Source organism: Paenibacillus sp. J2TS4, assembly GCF_018403245.1.
In the GTDB taxonomy this organism is placed as follows: domain Bacteria; phylum Bacillota; class Bacilli; order Paenibacillales; family NBRC-103111; genus Paenibacillus_L.
This window is the reverse complement of sequence record NZ_BOSH01000002.1, coordinates 34,583-51,588: the sequence shown is the minus strand read 5'-3', so window position 1 is coordinate 51,588 and position 17,006 is coordinate 34,583. Positions and strand designations below refer to the sequence as shown.

16 protein-coding genes are annotated in these 17,006 nt (G+C 45.0%); 1 reads left to right on the top strand and 15 read right to left on the bottom strand.

Annotated features, from left to right (window positions below):
* Positions 1-3: 3 nt before the first annotated feature.
* From mdcA to KJS69_RS29555, 15 genes are all read right to left on the bottom strand, one after another.
* Entirely contained in the window at positions 4-1,665 is a 1,662-nt protein-coding gene (mdcA, locus tag KJS69_RS04415) for a malonate decarboxylase subunit alpha (protein ID WP_213581987.1), read from the bottom strand.
* A gap of 49 nt (positions 1,666-1,714) precedes the next feature.
* A complete protein-coding gene (locus KJS69_RS04410; protein WP_213581985.1) occupies positions 1,715-2,653 on the bottom strand; it encodes a carbohydrate ABC transporter permease in 939 nt (312 codons plus the stop codon).
* A gap of 15 nt (positions 2,654-2,668) precedes the next feature.
* Positions 2,669-3,640, bottom strand: coding sequence for an ABC transporter permease (locus KJS69_RS04405; protein ID WP_213581983.1), 972 nt, complete (start codon positions 3,638-3,640; stop codon positions 2,669-2,671).
* A 123-nt stretch (positions 3,641-3,763) separates the two neighbouring features.
* Positions 3,764-5,500: an extracellular solute-binding protein gene (locus KJS69_RS04400; protein ID WP_213581981.1), complete on the bottom strand. Its 1,737-nt coding sequence runs from the start codon at positions 5,498-5,500 to the stop codon at positions 3,764-3,766.
* Positions 5,501-5,794: 294 nt separating this feature from the next.
* Positions 5,795-6,760 (bottom strand): glycoside hydrolase family 43 protein, encoded by a 966-nt coding sequence (locus KJS69_RS04395; RefSeq protein ID WP_213581980.1) that lies wholly within the window; start codon positions 6,758-6,760, stop codon positions 5,795-5,797.
* 20 nt (positions 6,761-6,780) lie between these two features.
* A complete protein-coding gene (locus KJS69_RS04390) occupies positions 6,781-8,541 on the bottom strand; it encodes a glycoside hydrolase family 2 protein (protein WP_213581978.1) in 1,761 nt (586 codons plus the stop codon).
* A gap of 174 nt (positions 8,542-8,715) precedes the next feature.
* Positions 8,716-9,639 carry an ArsR/SmtB family transcription factor gene (locus KJS69_RS04385; RefSeq protein WP_213581976.1) on the bottom strand — a complete coding sequence of 308 codons (924 nt, stop codon included), beginning with the start codon at positions 9,637-9,639 and terminating at the stop codon, positions 8,716-8,718.
* 292 nt (positions 9,640-9,931) lie between these two features.
* Entirely contained in the window at positions 9,932-10,351 is a 420-nt protein-coding gene (gene tnpA / locus KJS69_RS04380; RefSeq protein ID WP_213581974.1) for an IS200/IS605 family transposase, read from the bottom strand.
* A gap of 381 nt (positions 10,352-10,732) precedes the next feature.
* On the bottom strand, positions 10,733-10,876 hold the full coding sequence (locus KJS69_RS04375) for a hypothetical protein (protein ID WP_213581972.1): 144 nt from the start codon (positions 10,874-10,876) through the stop codon (positions 10,733-10,735).
* Positions 10,877-10,928: 52 nt separating this feature from the next.
* Complete coding sequence (locus KJS69_RS04370; RefSeq protein ID WP_213581970.1) at positions 10,929-11,477, bottom strand: nucleotidyltransferase family protein; 549 nt, start codon at positions 11,475-11,477, stop codon at positions 10,929-10,931.
* Between the two features lie 72 nt (positions 11,478-11,549).
* Positions 11,550-12,017, bottom strand: a complete 468-nt coding sequence (locus KJS69_RS04365) for an NUDIX hydrolase (protein WP_213581968.1) — start codon at positions 12,015-12,017, stop codon at positions 11,550-11,552.
* Between the two features lie 20 nt (positions 12,018-12,037).
* Positions 12,038-12,781, bottom strand: coding sequence for an SDR family NAD(P)-dependent oxidoreductase (locus KJS69_RS04360; RefSeq protein ID WP_213581966.1), 744 nt, complete (start codon positions 12,779-12,781; stop codon positions 12,038-12,040).
* 327 nt (positions 12,782-13,108) lie between these two features.
* The gene (locus tag KJS69_RS04355) at positions 13,109-13,405 is read right to left on the bottom strand and encodes an antibiotic biosynthesis monooxygenase family protein (RefSeq protein ID WP_213581964.1); all 297 of its coding nucleotides are present in this window, start codon (positions 13,403-13,405) and stop codon (positions 13,109-13,111) included.
* A gap of 20 nt (positions 13,406-13,425) precedes the next feature.
* Positions 13,426-14,427, bottom strand: coding sequence for a phosphotransferase (locus KJS69_RS04350; protein ID WP_213581962.1), 1,002 nt, complete (start codon positions 14,425-14,427; stop codon positions 13,426-13,428).
* A 90-nt stretch (positions 14,428-14,517) separates the two neighbouring features.
* Positions 14,518-15,489 carry a GNAT family N-acetyltransferase gene (locus KJS69_RS29555; protein WP_249730363.1) on the bottom strand — a complete coding sequence of 324 codons (972 nt, stop codon included), beginning with the start codon at positions 15,487-15,489 and terminating at the stop codon, positions 14,518-14,520.
* A gap of 293 nt (positions 15,490-15,782) precedes the next feature.
* Between KJS69_RS29555 and KJS69_RS04335 the strand changes: the two genes are divergently transcribed.
* Entirely contained in the window at positions 15,783-16,967 is a 1,185-nt protein-coding gene (locus KJS69_RS04335) for an amidase domain-containing protein (RefSeq protein ID WP_249730362.1), read from the top strand.
* The last annotated feature ends 39 nt before the right edge of the window (positions 16,968-17,006 follow it).

The following is a 17,006-nucleotide window of genomic DNA, read 5'->3' as shown; positions in this document are numbered from 1 at the left end:
TGTTTACCAATTTCGAAATTTAGAGGGCGGTTCGTATAATCCGTCAGACCATCTGACGAGATCGTCAACGCTTTTTGCCGCCAGCAGGGAGCGCTTGGCATCGGTGCGCCTTATTTGAAGATCTTCGGGATAGGCGACAATACCGTCTCGGCGCAGTTTATATGCCGTATCCGCATCGCATCTCAAACCAATAGACGTGACACCGGCTACTGCGGCCAGCGCCATCCGGCGTTCATCCATGTCACGGGCTTTATATAAATAAGCAATACCTTCTTCAGTAACAACGTGTGTCACATCGTCACCATAGACCATAACAGGCGCTACAGGTAATTTAGCGTCACGCCCCACTTTAATGGCATCCAGGGATTCGACAAATACAGGCGCATTGCCTTGCCGATAGGTTTCAACCATTTGAACAACAAGCTTTCGCCCATGCGCCAAAGGGCTGCTGCCGACAATCATGTTAAGCCAGGCATCCGTTGAATGCCTTCTGCCCCTCGGATCAGATCCCATGTTAGGCGCTCCGCCGAAGCCTGCCAGTCTCCCGCTAGTCACGGTGGATGAATTGCCGTCCGCATCCATCTGAAGCGTTGAGCCGATAAACAAGTCAACCGCATACTGTCCGGCTACCTGGGACATTGTCCGATTTGACCGAAGACTCCCGTCTCGGCCGGTGAAAAATACATCCGGTCGAGACGCAATATACTTTTCCATGCCCACTTCACCGCCAAAGCAATGGACACTTTCTACCCAGCCGCTTTCGATGGCCGGAATAAGCGTCGGGTGGGGGTTAAGCGCCCAGTTCCTGCATATCTTCCCTTTGAGCCCAAGGGCTTCGCCATATGTGGGGAGCAGCAGCTCAATTGCCGCCGTATTAAAGCCGATCCCGTGGTTGAGGGAAGTCACCTGATGGCGTTCATATATGCCCCGGATCGTCATCATGGCCATTAAGATATGCATTTCGCTGATCTGCCTTGGATCTCTTGTAAACAAAGCCTCCAGTTGGTAGGGCTTATCGGCAACGACAATGAAGTCTACCCACGAGCCGGGGATATCCACCCGTGGAAGTTTCTCAACGAGTTCATTGACCTGAACAATAACAATGCCGTCCCGAAAGGCTGTTGCCTCCACGATTGTCGGCGTCTCCTCAGTATTGGGGCCGGTATACAAATTGCCCGAAACATCCGCTTTATCGGCTGCAACCAGAGCGATGTTTGGAGTCAGGTCGACAAACAATCTTCCGTATAGCTCCAGATAAGTATGAATCGAGCCGACGTTTACGATACCATCTTCGATCATCTGCGCCATGCGCAGGCTCTGCGCACCCGAATACGAAAAGTCCAGCTTTTTGGCAATACCCTTTTCAAAAATATCAAGATGCTCCGGTCTTGAAACACTCGACATAACCATATGCAAATTATTGACCTTATTGGAATCTAAAAGATTAAGTGCATTAGAAAGAAAAGATGCCTGTTTTTGATTATTTCCTTCAAGTGCTACACAGTCTCTCGAAACAATAAGTTCTTCAAGAACTTCAACAATTCTGTCCGTTGGAATCATATTTCCATTAACCAGCTTTTCAACCTTAGCTATTTGTAGCGCTTTTTTATCACGACGAGTAGTCCAAGATCGCTCAATACTGAGACTTGAACCTAATTCATTCATCCTATCTTTATTCCTTCCTAATACGTGAGTATATAATTGTTATAATCGATTAACCTTTAATGGAACCGACATATACGCCCTTAACAAAATACTTCTGCAAGAACGGATACACCATAAGAATCGGTACGGTCGACACTACAATTGCGCAATATTTGACCAATTCCCGATAAGCCGTTGAGCTCTCGGCACTGTTGATCACCACGCCGCCAGCACTGCCAATTGTTGTAGCCGTCGAGTCGTTGGCAACCAGTATTTCTTTCATTAACAATTGCAGCGGGAACAATTCCCGGTCCTTCAGCAGAACCATGGCGTTAAACCAGGAGTTCCAGTTACCCACCAAATAATAGAGAAAAATTACGGCAAGCGTTGCTTTAGATAACGGCAAAATCACCCGGAATAAGATATTGGCCTGGCTGGCTCCGTCAATCGTCGCCGCTTCCTCAAGCTCGATCGGCAGCGCCTGGAAGCTTGTTCTCATGATAATGATATTCCAGGTATTTAAAGCGGTTGGCAAAATCATCGACCACAGATTGTTATAGAGGCCGATATCCTTCATCAAGAGGAACCAAGGTATCAGCCCTCCGCCAAAGAACATTGTAATAGTAATTACGATCATGATTAAGTTTTTGAAATACAAATTCCGTCGGGACAAGACATAGGCGCCTATAATCGTCATGACCATATTTATGAGCGTTCCCAGTCCTACATAGATAATGGTGTTCTTGTAGCCGACCAGCAGGCTGTTGTCCTTAAACACTAGCTTATATCCGTCCAGCGTGAAGCCCAGCGGTTTAAGCAATGCCCCTTTATGCGCCATCAAAGCCGTAGGATTACTAACGGATGCGAACAAAATATGTAGCAACGGATACAAGCAAACAATCGTCAATGCGATCAATAGATTATAATTCGCTACATCGAAGATTCGGTCTCCGAAGGTGGCGGGCTTTAATTTGCTTTTCCTAAATCGAACTTCTTGTAATTGCGACATAGCCATCCCTCCTATCTACCAAAGGCTGACTTCAGAAGTGCGTTTGGCAACTTTATTCGTAATCCAAAGCAAACCGAAATTGATCACGGCGCTGAATAATCCTACTGCGGTGGAGTAGCTCAGACTTGCCTCACGCAAACCTCTTCGATATACATATGATGCGATGACGTCTGCTGTATCATAAGTCAACGGATTGTAAAGGAGAATAATCTTCTCGTGTCCGGAAGCCATGAGTCCGCCGACAGCGAAAATAAACAAAATGACGATAGTGGGAGTAATTTGAGGCAGCGTAATATACCACATTTTCTTGATTCTGCCTACGCCGTCTATATCCGCCGCCTCATAGAGCGCAGGATCGATGGTGCTCATAGCGGCGAGATAAATAATACTATTCCAGCCTATATTCTGCCATATTCCCGAGAAGGTATAGATGGGTCTGAAGAAAGAGGAATACCCAAGAAGCGATGTATAATCTTTACCTGTAATCCATTGGAGAATTTGGGTAATGACACCTTCATCCGCCACAAAGATATGAATCATCCCGGCAACGACGACCAAAGAGATGAAGTGCGGCATATAAGTGATCGTTTGAACGGTTTTTTTAAATTTTCCGTCCCGAATTTCATTAAGCATCAGTGCAAGAATAATCGGTGCTGTAAAACCAAAGACAATTCCCCATACATTGAGGAGAAGCGTATTTTTTACGACTCGCCAAAAGTAAGGTCCTGTAAAGAAATCAATAAAGTGTTTAAAGCCTACCCAGTCACTCTCAGCAAAACCGAGCAAAGGCTTGTAGTCCTTAAACGCAATCATGACGCCCCACATTGGTCCGTAACAGAAAATAATGTACCAGACTATTACCGGCACAGCCAGCAGATAGACAAACCAGTTTTTTCTGAAGTCTTTTTTTAGCGTGTATTGAAGGCCCTTGGACTTTGGAGAGACAACGATTTTATCAATGTTTTTGTTGTTGGGTGTAATCTCCATGTACCTATCACCTACTTTTCTTATCCTGAAACCTTATGCAAGGATAACGAGGGGCTTGTCTGCCATCGCCGGATTCTCCCCTCGTTACTTTACCTTTGCATTATTTGTCAGGTTACTTGGTTATTATCTTTTGTTATACCTGTCGAGTGCCGCTTGATGGATGCTTATAAATTCATCCAGCCCCATTTTTTTCGCTTCGTTCAGGAACTTGTCATAAGCATCCACCGGCAGTTCGCCTTTGATAATTTTGGCGAAGTATTCGCTCCGGAGTGTCGACAACTGGTTGCCCAGCTCCGCTTCGCGAGAAGCTTCTTCCTGGGTGAAGGTAATCGGCGGCCTTGTTACGCTTGCATCCATATTTTCAGTCCAGTATTTTCTGATATCACCGGAGTAGCTTCCTTCCGCCACGATATTCGGATTGGAGTTGTGCTCATCGCGAATGTTCGGCCATTGGTGTACGCGGTACTTGGAAATCGTAACAGCAACCGGCTGACCGTCAGGATCATTATACATATAGCTGTCTTTATGGAAGTATGGCTTGCCGTTCTCATCGATCAAATGCACTTTGCCGTATTCACCGTAGTTATAAATTTCCCAGCCCTTTTTCGAGTAAGCAAAGTCGAGCCAAGCCATGGCAGCTTCCACATTGTCGGCTTGTGTGGTGATCGCTGCCGAAGTTCCTGCTCTCATGAAATTCTTATACGTTGTTGCAGATTTGTCGCTCTCATTCAGAACCGGATTTAGCGCTCCAACGAAGTCAATATTGTTTTGTTGCTTCCAGTAACTCCATAGTGTATCTGGGGAGTCCATCATGACCGCGGTATTGTCGGAGATTCCGCTCGCCATTCTTTGGTTAAAGTCGGCTGTCGCCCAGTCGCGATTCAACAGGCCTTCCTTGTTCCATTTTTGCATCGTAGCAAGATATTCCTTCGCTTTCGGTTGCGCAGGCCCCCATGCTACCTTACCGTTCTCGTCGAGGAAGGTCCAGTCCCATACGCCGTAGGCGCCGTTAATAATACCGGTGAAGATTTGACCGTAGTTGGATCCGTAGTTCAACGGCTCTTTGTAGCCTACTTCCTGACATTTCTTCAGGAACGCATACCATTCGTCAATCGTGTTCGGAATGTCCATGCCTGTCTTCTCGAGAGCCTCCTTCTTGATCAGCATACCGAACCAGGTCCACTCCGAATAAGGAGCGATTCCATAAAAGCCAAGCAGTTTGCCGCTGTCGGTAACGGTCGTTTTTCTTCGCAACTCATCGGAGTTTCTCCACGCGGTGTAGTTTGGCGCGTTCTTCTCCATCAGATCTGTCAGTTCCAGGTAAGCACCATCCTTCACACCGGCTTCCATGCCACCTGGATAGCGGTTCGGTTCGATGATGATGTCAGGCAACTCCCCGGAGGAAATCATCAGGGTAAAGGCATCCGCTTCTTGACCGACCGGCGGAGTGATGAAGTTGACTTTAATACCCGTCAATTTCTCAACTTGCTTATGAACTGCATGATCGTTCATATTCGGAATGTTTCTGTTAGCCGGTATCCAAACATCCAGCGTCACACTTTCCTTGAAAGGGTAAGCCGAATAATCATTGGGAATAACTTGATCGAAAATATCGCCCAAATAAGAGTCGTTCAAAGTTGAGTTCACTTCCTCAATCTGTTCGGCGGTCGGTGCCGTATTGCCACGGATGTCTGCGCTAATATCTGTAAAAGTGGTTTCATTGCTTTTATTCGTTTCGGGAACATTCGTAGATTCGTTCTTGGTTGCTTTGTTAGAGCTTTCGCCACATGCGGTTACGGTTGTAATCAGCAAAACGGATACAATCGCGAGGTTAATCATGCGTTTCGTGAATTTCTTCATCTTTATCCTCCCTTTTTTCACACAAGATCTTACAATCGACCAGATAGAACGCCTGTCATGTTTTGGCCCGAATGTTCGAATAATTTCTTACTCTTGTCTCCTTCCCTGCAATGCCCCCTTTTCTTTTTTAATTCTTAGATACAAATTAATTATATGTTTTAATACAATTATTTTGTATCTTTGCTAAAAGTATAAGTGATACCAACCTTTTATGTCAACGCTTTCATTATGATTATTTAATAAATATTTATTTTTTCATATGATGGAAACTATATTATTCCAATTTTTTTAAAATTATTTACCCGAAGGTGATGGAATCCATTGGTTTGTCGATATCGCATCCCCGAAGTCCGGAGTTCCATCGACTTGCCAGCCGAATCGCTGCATCCGCGTGCTGCGTTTGGAACCTTCGGACCGATTCATATCCATTTCCGAATAGGAATAAGCATGATAGATGATCCAATCTTCGCTGCCATCAGGCGAGACGGTGAAGCTGTTATGTCCCGGCGCATAGACGCCCTGCTCCACATTTTTGCCGAACACCGGACCCGGATGCTTTTCCCAAGCCGCAGAGTCGAGCAAATCGGCATTTTCTGAAATGCTCGTCATTCCGAGACAATAATCGTCAGACCAGGTTGCGCTCGCAGAAAATACAAGAAATATCTTTCCGTTGCGCCGTAAAAAGACAGGTCCCTCATTGATCGCCATCCCGCCTTGCTTCTCCCAAGCCTCCGTCGGCGCGGAGATTAATACATTCTGGCCGGTGAGCGTCCACGGATTTTCCATCTTGGCTGCGTAGATCGCAGATCCGTATTCTGGGAAATACCCATATCCGGAATAGAAGAAATATAGTTCTCCCTTATGAGAAAGCACAGTGCCGTCCAAGCCAGCGTAGGCGGTATTCACGACGCCTTTAAAAATCCATTTATCTTTCAGAGGGTCCTCTCCTTCAAGCTGAAGAACGCAAACTCTTCGGGTATCATCACCGCCTCCATCGTTGGCGGTGTAATACATATACCAGCGATCCTCAATGTAGTGCAGCTCAGGCGCCCATAAATTATAGGAATAAGGGCCATTAGGCTCCGGCGTCCATACGGTTACCGGCGCCGCTTTAGCCAGGCCGGTCATGCTGCGACTTCGCCATAATTGAATCCGGTCTCCTCGAGTTACGGTCAAATAATAGTTGCTATCCTTATGTTTCAACATCCAAGGATCGGCGCCATCGGGAAAGATCGGATTTTTGAATTTGCTTTCACTCATAAGATTTCTCCTTTCTATACTTAAGCCATATTGATCTCTCGAATAATATCCAGCGGTAATTTCGGCTTGCGATTCTCTGTCAGCAGCCCGTTGATCTCTTGCTGTACATCCGTAATCTGGGTATAGCAATAGCCTACAATGTAATCCGTCTTTTTGATGGCCTCATGGATGCCGCGGAAGCGCGACAGGAAAGCCTCTTCCGACGTTTCTTGCTTGCCGTATCCCCAACCGGCTTCCGATTGGAAGGCGATCCCTCCGAATTCACTGATGATGACCGGTTGTCCGCTGTAGGAGTAGCCGTCGGCAAACGCGTATTTCAAACCATTAAAGGATTTCTCATTGTCCACAATCGCTTCCTTATTCTGAAGCCGTTTCATCAATTCCTCGCCGGTCTCCACGTAATCATGCAAAGTCAAAATATCGGATATCGTATGTTCCCAACCGTCATTGGAAATGATCGGTCTGTTCGAATCGAAGGCCTTCGTCAAATGATAAATAGATTCCGTGAATTTCTGTTGTTTCTTATCCTTGAAAATGTTCATAACTCCCCACGATTCATTGAAAGGAACCCAGGTAATAATGCTCGGGTGGTTATACTGCTGACGGACAACCTCCATCCACTGATTCGTAAACCTCTGCACGGCCTTGTCGTTGAACTCGAAGACTGCGGCCATTTCCGACCAGACAAGCAGGCCTTTGACATCGCACCAATATAGGAATCTTGCATCCTCCACCTTCATATGCTTGCGAACACCGTTATACCCCATACTGAGAATAAGATCTATGTCTTCAATAATGGCTTCCTCGGACGGCGGTGTCAGATGGCTTTCTGGCCAATATCCCTGATCCAGCACAAGACGTTGATACAGAGGGATATTATTAAGGAGAATCTGACCTTTTTCAATCGAAATTTTTCTCATTCCAAAATAGGAATATACTCGATCGGCTACTTCTTCGTCCTGATACAAAATAAACTCTACATCATATAAGTTCGGGTGCGCCGGACTCCAGTAACAGGATTTCCAAGGTCCATTGGCTTCGTGAACGAGATCGACATCGAGCTGAAGCCAAGGCCGGTCAATGAGCAGACTCGTCTTCTTTACCTGCTGTCCTTTCAATTTGATGATCGTCTCAACCCGAATATTTTGGGCGGCAAGGTCGCCGTTCACTTGAAACTCAAACCTGATCGAACGCGTATCAAGATCGGGGGTCATCTTCACCGAATCGATATAGACCGGACTTACGGCCTCGAGCCACACGGACTGCCAAATGCCTGTTGTCTGCACATAGAAGCACTCGAAATTGCGTTCAACCCACCGTTGTTTTCCACGGGGCTGCGTGGCATCCATACTGTCTTCAACCTTGACTGTGAGGACATTGCAACCGTCTAGGCTTATATAAGGGGTAATATCAAAGGAGAAAGCCGAATATCCCCCCTCATGACAGCCAACATACTGGCTGTTCACCCATACTTTCGTTAAGTAATCCGCCGCCTGAAAATGCAGGATAAGCCGCTTCCCTTCATATTCCTTCGAAAGATCCAGTTCGCGATGATACCAAACCGCAGGATGATGCTCTTCTCTTCCAATTCCACTGGCTTTGGTCTCGTAAGTAAAAGGAACCTGGATCGTCATATCCCCTCCAAAGTTATCGTACCAACGCTCTCCTTCGCCTCTGTTATCATCATCGAACCCAAAGCTCCACACTCCATTCAAATTAACCCAGGCTGTCCTTACGAATTGAGGCCGTGGATAGTCCTTGATATACATCTCTGTTGTCATACGTTCCTACTCCTTTGTTTTATTTCATATTTTTTATTTACATCCAAAATATTAAAGATTATATTTCGTAATGTCAACGCTTTCTTTCAAAATATTTGTTTTAATACACAAAAAAAACTCCGAAGTGCATGGTTAGCACTTTGGAGCTTTTTTGTGTATCCACTTTTCTATAGATCAATCATATTTAAGTCGCATAATAATGGCCTGGGGATAGTCGCCAAACGCTTTGCCGAACAGATTAAGTCCTCCTTGATGCTTGGCGTCCGGCTTCACACCGATCTTGAAGGCAATGAACGGCTTCTCTTCCAAGCCAAGATCCTTGATCGTTGTATCCGAACACTTCTCCTGATCGATCGTACTGCGGTTCAAGTCCGTGGCCCAAGTCTTGAGCAGACCGTGCTGGGTGCTACCCTCAAACCACCACGACGGATTCAGCTTTCCCCGATGGTCGCCGAAATCCCCAGGACAAATCCATGAACCGATCTCCACGTCGTTCACCCACACCGTAATTTCCGATGGCCAATCATTGTTATAGTTCGGCGCCTCGGAACACAGCTCTAGTGAAAACTCCAGGGATCGAACCTTAGCATCGGCAGGGAGCTTCCTCGGGAACCGGTACTCGATCCAACCCTTTCGGAACCAGATCAATTCGGCCGTTCTGCTATCAGGGTGATAGAAACTGTGCGGATCATCTTCCGGGAATACCATGCCGACCGTATTCGCCATGCCACAGGTTGGAACGATATCAAAATTACTGAAATGACCTATCGGCATTTCCACTTCTTGTACCTTGCTCGGATTCTGTTCATAGACGCTAGGGTTTAATATCATCCTAATGTCATCAAAATTTCGGCTGCATACCTTCATGGCACCTCTTGTCGCCGGCTGTAGCTCCGTAACGATCAAGTCAGCCTCCTCCAACACCTTTACGTTGTTAGCAGCCGTAGATACGGGAATATCCAGCCTCTCAGCGATTTCCAGAATGTTTAGATTAGAAAATTCGAGGAGCAGTTTGATGATGCCGATTCTCGTATGAGTACTCAATGCATGAGCTACTTTTACCAGCTTGTTAGGATCATTTATAGAAATTTCCAGCAATCCATCCACCCACTTTTCATCAGACCATAAAATAATTTACACAATAAGTTTATTTCTGTAATTATTGTAACAAAAAAAGCATGCCACAATATTCTTCGCAGTAAAAGAGAAAGGATACTGTGCTTAGTTCTGGTACAGCTTCCATGTTCTTCGCCTCTGATTCTCGTTTGACTAAGCTTACCACCCGTTCAACGGGTGGTTTTTATATTGCCCCTATAAGGGGCAATATACTGGCAACGCCTAAAGGCGTGGTTTCGCAAGCCAATGTCGCTTGCTACCCCTGGAAGGGATTTTATTCTTGCTTTTTATCTTCGAGTTGGTCCGCTTCTACTTGATTCTGAATATATTTTCGGATTTCCGCCTCATTTCTACCGACCGTGTTGACGTAGTATCCTTTTGCCCAAAAATGCCGGTCGCCTCTCTTTTTATACTCGGGATGTCGATCAAAGATCATCAACGCTCTCTTACCCTTAGGATACCCCATAAATTGAGATACGCTCAACTTCGGCGGAATTTTCACGCACAGATGAATATGATCCACGCATACGCTCCCCTCGACGATCTTTACTTCTTTATACTCGCATAACTTTTTGATGATTTCCCGAATATCACTTCTCACTTCCCCATACATGACCTTTCGTCTGTATTTGGGAATGAATACGATGGGATACGTGCAATCCCATTTCGTATGTGATAGACTCGAATTGTCCATGGATGCCCTCCTCTTTTCCTGACATTGGCTGCGAAACCATTGTCAGTATACCAGAGGAGGGCTTTTCCATCATCGGCCTCGGCTCTTCCTATTCCGTTCTCCCACGCATAGCGTGGGGATTAATCTGGAGTTATTATTTAGCGATGCGGATGGTTGGGAGAAAAGCCTGCGTTGTGCAGTAATTTTCGTAAATAAGCAGTCCAATCTCCATTGGGAATGAGAAAAAATGTATTTTTCCAGGCTTTCTGCGATTACGGACAAATAACAGCCCAAATTCCTGCAGAATAGCAGGCTTTCTATGAATTTCGGAAATGTGAATTATGAGAGCACTCGAGAAATATAGTTCTGGCTCGAATTGGTTTGGGCGGATTAATTAGTCTGTCACTTTTCCGATGAAGCGGTGCGATCTGCATCTGTAGCTTTCCAATTCCATTCGTCATGGCCCTCTCCCAGCCCTATTTCCACTATCATTTCATAAACTTCTTTGCCATCCATAACTGAAAGCTTTCTAAGCTCCGCCTTCACAGGCACCCTCCTTTCCATGATACGCTCTTCTATGTATCCCTCCCATATCATATCATTCATCCAGAATAGTGATTAAGGGCCAATGCTTCTTCCATTCCTTCTTATGGACACGGTTCAAATATAACTCTTTATCCTTAAATAGCGGACTGCGTCTTACAACCAGGTTGAATAAATCCTCTAATCCGTAGGGGCTGCATATATCAAGCTCATCGTTTGCATCCAACCTGCCCCCTAGGGCCGTCACTGTTTCCGGCCACCTGCTTAAAGCATCTATTGTGGATAGATAGGGCTTTTCTCCATTTCTAATATGCATTCTAGCTTGATTTTTGACAGACCATTTCGGATCTCCTGTCTGTTCTATTAATTCCTTCTCCAATCCAATATCTCTTTCCTCAGAAGCATAATCCTTATCATAATAAACAACATCAATATCGTTATGTCGCTGGCGATCTTCAAATCCATGCAATTTGTCCCAAATATAATTCCGTATGTAGCCCGCCGCAATATAACATTGAGGTAAATCCAACTCCCGAACCTTTCTTAAATCCTTCCATAGCCGTTCATGCTCATAAAGGTATTGTTTTAATCTCTTTTCCCGCATCCTTGGTCTCCGCCCCTTTCCCGACCTTGTTCCCCTTCCACCTTTCTGGCAATCCTCTTTGAAGCACCCGGATTACTCCGCTACTTTCCAGTTATCATAGGTCACGCTTATCCATTCCAAATGATCAGTTTCCAGATAAGCTTTAGCCGCTTGAACTAAAGGAGAGGAGTTATCTTCACCAATTTCATCCACGTTGATCCAGCTCCAGCCAGCGGTATCATCGGATATTAATATACTTTCACAAGAGCCTTCCAAACTAACCTCAAGAAGGATGGCAATGTGCTGGATATGAGAACAATCTCTTAAACTATACGGTACAATGAACTCGGAAACCCCAATATTATGATTTACATTAATAACGAATCCTGTTTCTTCTTGAAATTCACGATAAATCGCCTGAATGATAGACTCATCACGTTCAATGGTTCCTCCAGGCAAATCAAAACGATTTCTGTAAGGTCCATCTGTTTTATGAACGACAAGTAATTGATTATCTTGACAACAGATGCCGTATACGCCTAAATGACGGTGATATTTCATCCCTTCACCAACCTTTTGCACTATAGATCACAATAATGGACCAGTCTTCCTGGTTCGTAATGATTCTCTATGATTCTCATCAAATGCCCGGCCATCTCATCGGTTGATTGAAGCCGTCCTTTAAGATAAGCTTCCTTGAAATAACCTGCCATTCTGAACTCCTCTTCCCGCTTACTTCTGGCCGTCTGCTGCATTTCAGTCTCTACCATCCCTGGATCAACAGAAATAATCTCCACCGGATTCGTATCGTTGCCCGTTTGCTCCGCCCCCACACTTTGCGTAAATCTGTTCAAACCAGCCTTGGCTGCAGAATAGACGCTCATGGAAGGATGGGCATAAGAGCCTGAGCCTGAAGAAATATTGATTATTTTTCTTCTCGCTGTCCAATGTTGTGTGGCCTTAATAAATATCGAAGTTAAGATCATGGGCGCTATAAGACAGATGTGAATGTTTGATAAGATATCTTCAGCGGTACATTCATCTATAGGCAGCAGCGGCTCTAGCATGGCGGCATTATTGATTAGACAGATCATTTCCAGGCTCTGCGGATTTACTTCTGTTAACGCTCGATTGATCACGTCTTCCACTTCTTCCACTCGCTGTAAATCCAAAAGAATCTGCGAATATTGGGGATATCGGTTTAACTCTTCCGAATCCCTTCTGGAGATTCCACAGACCAAATCGCCGCTTTCTAATAACGACCTTGCCACGGCCTGACCTATCCCACTGGAAGTCCCTGTAATCATGAAGAACCGATTGGACATCCTATCCCTCCCAAAGCTTGATTCTGACCGCTAATGTTCTGACTTTCCTTACGACAATAAAGAAATGTCTTTCTCCCATTCCGAAGGAAAAGGAACTCCAATCTGCCTTCCAAATCCGTCTATATATGTTGAACTAAAGAATAGCTCTCATTCCGTTCCGAAAGGAAAGTGCCTCCGAAGCTTCAAACATCTTGTTTTGTATTCCTTCTATTGGGATGGGCCTTCGGATGGTAGGAATACAAAGCCAAAACTCGCCCTGGAAGCATCTTTCTTTCTCCACTTTATGAGCTATTCAATCATTAGTTCATTTTATATAGAAAGCTTTGATTAATCCAGATCGACGTTTCTATAGTGTTCTACCACTGGAAAAGGACTGTAAAAATGATGCAATAGAGCTTTCCACTCCAAGTATTCCTGCGACCCTCTAAACCCTTCGGTATGGTCCTCCAGCGTTTCCCATCGAACCAGCAAAATATACTTATTTTCTTCCTCTATACATTTGTGCAGCTCGTGATGAATATAGCCTTTCATTTTCGAAATAAGGCTAGAGGCTCTTTTAAAATTATGTTCGAATTCATCGGCTAACTCTGGGATAACCTGCAATATAGCCACTTCCAGGATCATGTTTACCTCCATATTTTCAGTCAAAGCAATTTTGATTTTAAAATCTTCACAAGTTCAATCTCGTGCTGACCCATCCATTGTCTTCTAATGACCCATTGATTTAAGATAAATTGAAAATATTCAACAATGTCTCGCCCCGAATAGTGTTGTCCGATATAAATACAAAGCAAAGAGACATAATACATCTGCATTAGATACGGAATCCATTGTATCTCTTCATTCGTCAGTTCCATAGAACGGGAATATTCCTCTAAAAAAATTTCCACATTGGAAAAATCGCTATCCTTGGTTTGCAGAAGATGATTAAGGCAAATGGCTAGCTCCAAGGCACGAACATCGTTGGAAGCAAAGTCAAAATCAAGAATTCCGTTCATCTTCCGCAGTTCCCTGTCGATTAGCAAATTAAAAATCAATAAATCGTGATGAATGATCTGCTTCGGTAATCGATCCAACCCGGACCTATACTTAGGAATGGAGTGATAAGTATTCATTAGTAGCCGGAAGTGATTATTGTCGATGTCAAAAGGAGGGCGTTCAAAAAACTGGCTGACCGATCTTTCATTACACAATGGATGCAGACTGTTCAGATCATAAAATTTAATTTCCGGTTGAATTAATTCTGTGGCGAAATGGCTCAACGCTTTGGAAAGCTCGCCAACCGATCTGCCATATTCTTTAACATCCGAATCCCGTGACAAATCGGGAGCCTCTCCCTCAATAAAATTAACGATCGAACCTAATTGCCCATTGGAAAGCTGGACAAAATTCTCCTTCCTCTTGGAAGTCACAAAACCGGGTACCTGAAAGGATAAATTTTGCTGCTCCAAAAAAGACATCAACTCGATTTCAAATTTTAATCTTTCCACATTTTTAGAGTGACTGTCATAGATTCGGGCGATGTATTTTTGGTTATTTACCGTGACTTTTTGAGTATAGTTTGTTATTCCGAAGGGCACCGACTCTGCATTTTCCATGTTCTCATCAAAATATTGCGAGATCAGCTCCTGAATTAAATTGTCCACTATTAAGCCCCTTTCTTTTATAATAATCTTCCTCTATTACCTTTGGCTATTTATTGTTGCGTTTGGTTTAAGGAGCAGCGTTAGTTGTTTTCATTCCACAGTCACCAGTCCCTTTAAGATGGCCTGCAATAGGGCGAAGGTTAGTTCCGGGTCTGAAATTTCATTCGCTTTAATTTGGTTTAAGCAGTCCTTTACTTCCACTCGTAAAACCTCGATGCTTTCATGCTTTTCCAACCGCTGCTCGTCAGGCTTCAATACTTCTTCTGTAAAAAATACATGGGTCACTTCATTGCTTCGCCAGGAAGAGGACCACATTTTACCCAGATAGATAACGTCTCCACAGGAATAACCCGTCTCCTCCAGAAATTCTCTTCTCACAGCGTTCTCCAGTCCTTCCCCCGGCTCCACTCCGCCGCCCGGAAGCTGAATGACGGAAGATTGCACCGCTCTTCTGAACTGCCTAATAAGAATGTAGCAATTCGCATCGTTGGCCAGCATAACGACCGATTCATTATTCATCTGATTATAGTATAGCTTGCCAAATTTATCCTCATATAGGGCCCATCCGTTTTTCTCGTATATCCTATTAGTCTCTTGCTTCTCCACGGGACGGCTTGGAGTTAGCCGCAGAATATGGGTGCTCTGCTCTATTCCATTGGATTGGCTAAATCCCAGAGCTTCATAGAATTTGCCGGCCCCTTCATTGTCTGTTCTTAGAACGAGCCGCTTGTAATGTTTGGCGGCTTCTGTTATGACTGCTTCCGTCAGCTTTCTTCCTATCCCTGCTCTTCTGAATTCGGGGAGCACATAAAGTCGCCGGACTCTTCCTGCTTCGGCCTGTGAATAAGGATCCGCATTCAACCCGCACACTCCGACGATTTGTTCTCCCTGAACAGCCACAAACAACGCTTCCCCATGCTGGGCGAATGTGTTCTTTCCTTGCTCGTAATCTTTGACCAATCTAACGATATGTCGAAAGCCTTCTTCCCGACTGCGTTCCACTAAAGAAGACATGCTTTTAAGATCAAGTTCAGTGGTTTGAATAATTTGAATCGTATTCATTTCGCACCTCCAAAGTAGATAAAAGTAGCTCATCCTGCTTCATTCTTGATTCCCCGACTAAAATCCTTCTACTTCACGATTCAAAACCGAAGACTAAAATAATATTAAGTGCAAAATACACCCCAAATCTGATGATTTAGCGATTTTCTCACTCGGAAGCGTGATTTGGTCAATTGCCGGAGTTAGGGAAGCTTTTTCCTCGACTGCGGCTTACTCTCGAACCAATGGATATTTATGAACAGTTACGGATAATCTAAGGATAACTGACATCATTTAACTAAAGGAGAAATAAAGTGAATGGGAAGCGGCTGACTTCATTGGTTTGGTTTGTCCTCTTTCTGCTCCTGCCATGGCCGGCCACGGTAACGGCTGCAGCTTCTGAGGTCGATTTCCCGACACAATTGACGCTGGAGCATGATAATAAGGAAGAAGAAAGGCAACAGGTGGAATCCTTTATCGGACGATTGTTCGATGAACGGGCACAGATGCTCATTCATTCCACAAGCGAAGCATTGGATGAGTACTACTTGACTGCAGAAGCTACCGGCAAGCAAGCCCTGAAACTGGAAAAGCAGAGAACCGAATACGTTCAAGCCTGGGCAGACAAAAGGCTCTTAACGTTCAACGAAGCCGAAAGCAGAGTGCGCATCGTCCGGCTAAATGTGTCCGGCAACCAGGCACGGGTGTCTCTCGTCCAATCTTTGAAGCTTTCCTACGCCTATAACGCCAAGCCCGATCAGCCTCAGCATTTTGGAATCGGCACTCGTCATGTCCTTACCCTCAGGCAAAAGGACGGTCATTGGAAGGTGACCAGGGAATGGTATCTTGACCCGCTCACCGAAAATCCGAAGCTGATTCCCGAACTGGAGCCGACACAGAATGGAGTTCCTTTCTTCCGAACAGACGGGGTAAGCACTTCCTCCCCGAATTCAAATTCCATTGGATATCAACGTGAACGCGCGGTCGAGTACGCTAATAAATATGCGGGGATTGCATGGGGAGCAGGAAACAACAACCGATATAACCAAAAATATAGAGACTATGCCCATTTGGGCGGGGATTGCACTAATTTCGCTTCACAGGTTATCGGCGATCCAGAGGAAGGCGGCGGCCTGAAAATGACTTCGCGGTGGCGATACCGCTATAATGTCGGAGGTAACGAAGGCTGGGTACGAACGGATTCGTTTAAAAATTTTTTACTTTACAGCGGATACGGTCAGCTTGTCGCCCGGGGGACATTCGAGGCCGTGACAACTAGAACGGATAAGCATCCGGATGGAGCCTTCGCTTCCATTCAACCTGGAGATCTTATTGCTTACGAAATGAATGGAGATGTGGATCATTTCTCGATCGTGGTCGGATTTGACGACTACGGCTATCCGCTGGTTAATTCGCATTCCGCAGACCGTTACCGGGTCCCCTTCGACTTGGGCTGGGATAAATATACCAAATATTGGCTCATCCATATTAAAGACTAATCTTATAAATCTTAACGCCAACCTCATAATATCTGACGG

What these genes read in the sequence shown, in the direction of transcription:
- KJS69_RS04410 (WP_213581985.1), bottom strand. Translation starts at nt 2,653, where the DNA reads ATGTCGCAATTACAAGAAGTTCGATTTAGGAAAAGCAAATTAAAGCCC.
- KJS69_RS04395 (WP_213581980.1), bottom strand. Translation starts at nt 6,760, where the DNA reads ATGAGTGAAAGCAAATTCAAAAATCCGATCTTTCCCGATGGCGCCGAT.
- KJS69_RS04390 (WP_213581978.1), bottom strand. Translation starts at nt 8,541, where the DNA reads ATGACAACAGAGATGTATATCAAGGACTATCCACGGCCTCAATTCGTA.
- KJS69_RS04370 (WP_213581970.1), bottom strand. Translation starts at nt 11,477, where the DNA reads ATGCGGGAAAAGAGATTAAAACAATACCTTTATGAGCATGAACGGCTA.
- KJS69_RS04405 (WP_213581983.1), bottom strand. Translation starts at nt 3,640, where the DNA reads ATGGAGATTACACCCAACAACAAAAACATTGATAAAATCGTTGTCTCT.
- KJS69_RS04355 (WP_213581964.1), bottom strand. Translation starts at nt 13,405, where the DNA reads ATGATCCTGGAAGTGGCTATATTGCAGGTTATCCCAGAGTTAGCCGAT.
- tnpA (WP_213581974.1), bottom strand. Translation starts at nt 10,351, where the DNA reads ATGGACAATTCGAGTCTATCACATACGAAATGGGATTGCACGTATCCC.
- KJS69_RS04400 (WP_213581981.1), bottom strand. Translation starts at nt 5,500, where the DNA reads ATGAAGAAATTCACGAAACGCATGATTAACCTCGCGATTGTATCCGTT.
- KJS69_RS29555 (WP_249730363.1), bottom strand. Translation starts at nt 15,489, where the DNA reads ATGAATACGATTCAAATTATTCAAACCACTGAACTTGATCTTAAAAGC.
- mdcA (WP_213581987.1), bottom strand. Translation starts at nt 1,665, where the DNA reads ATGAATGAATTAGGTTCAAGTCTCAGTATTGAGCGATCTTGGACTACT.
- KJS69_RS04360 (WP_213581966.1), bottom strand. Translation starts at nt 12,781, where the DNA reads ATGTCCAATCGGTTCTTCATGATTACAGGGACTTCCAGTGGGATAGGT.
- KJS69_RS04365 (WP_213581968.1), bottom strand. Translation starts at nt 12,017, where the DNA reads ATGAAATATCACCGTCATTTAGGCGTATACGGCATCTGTTGTCAAGAT.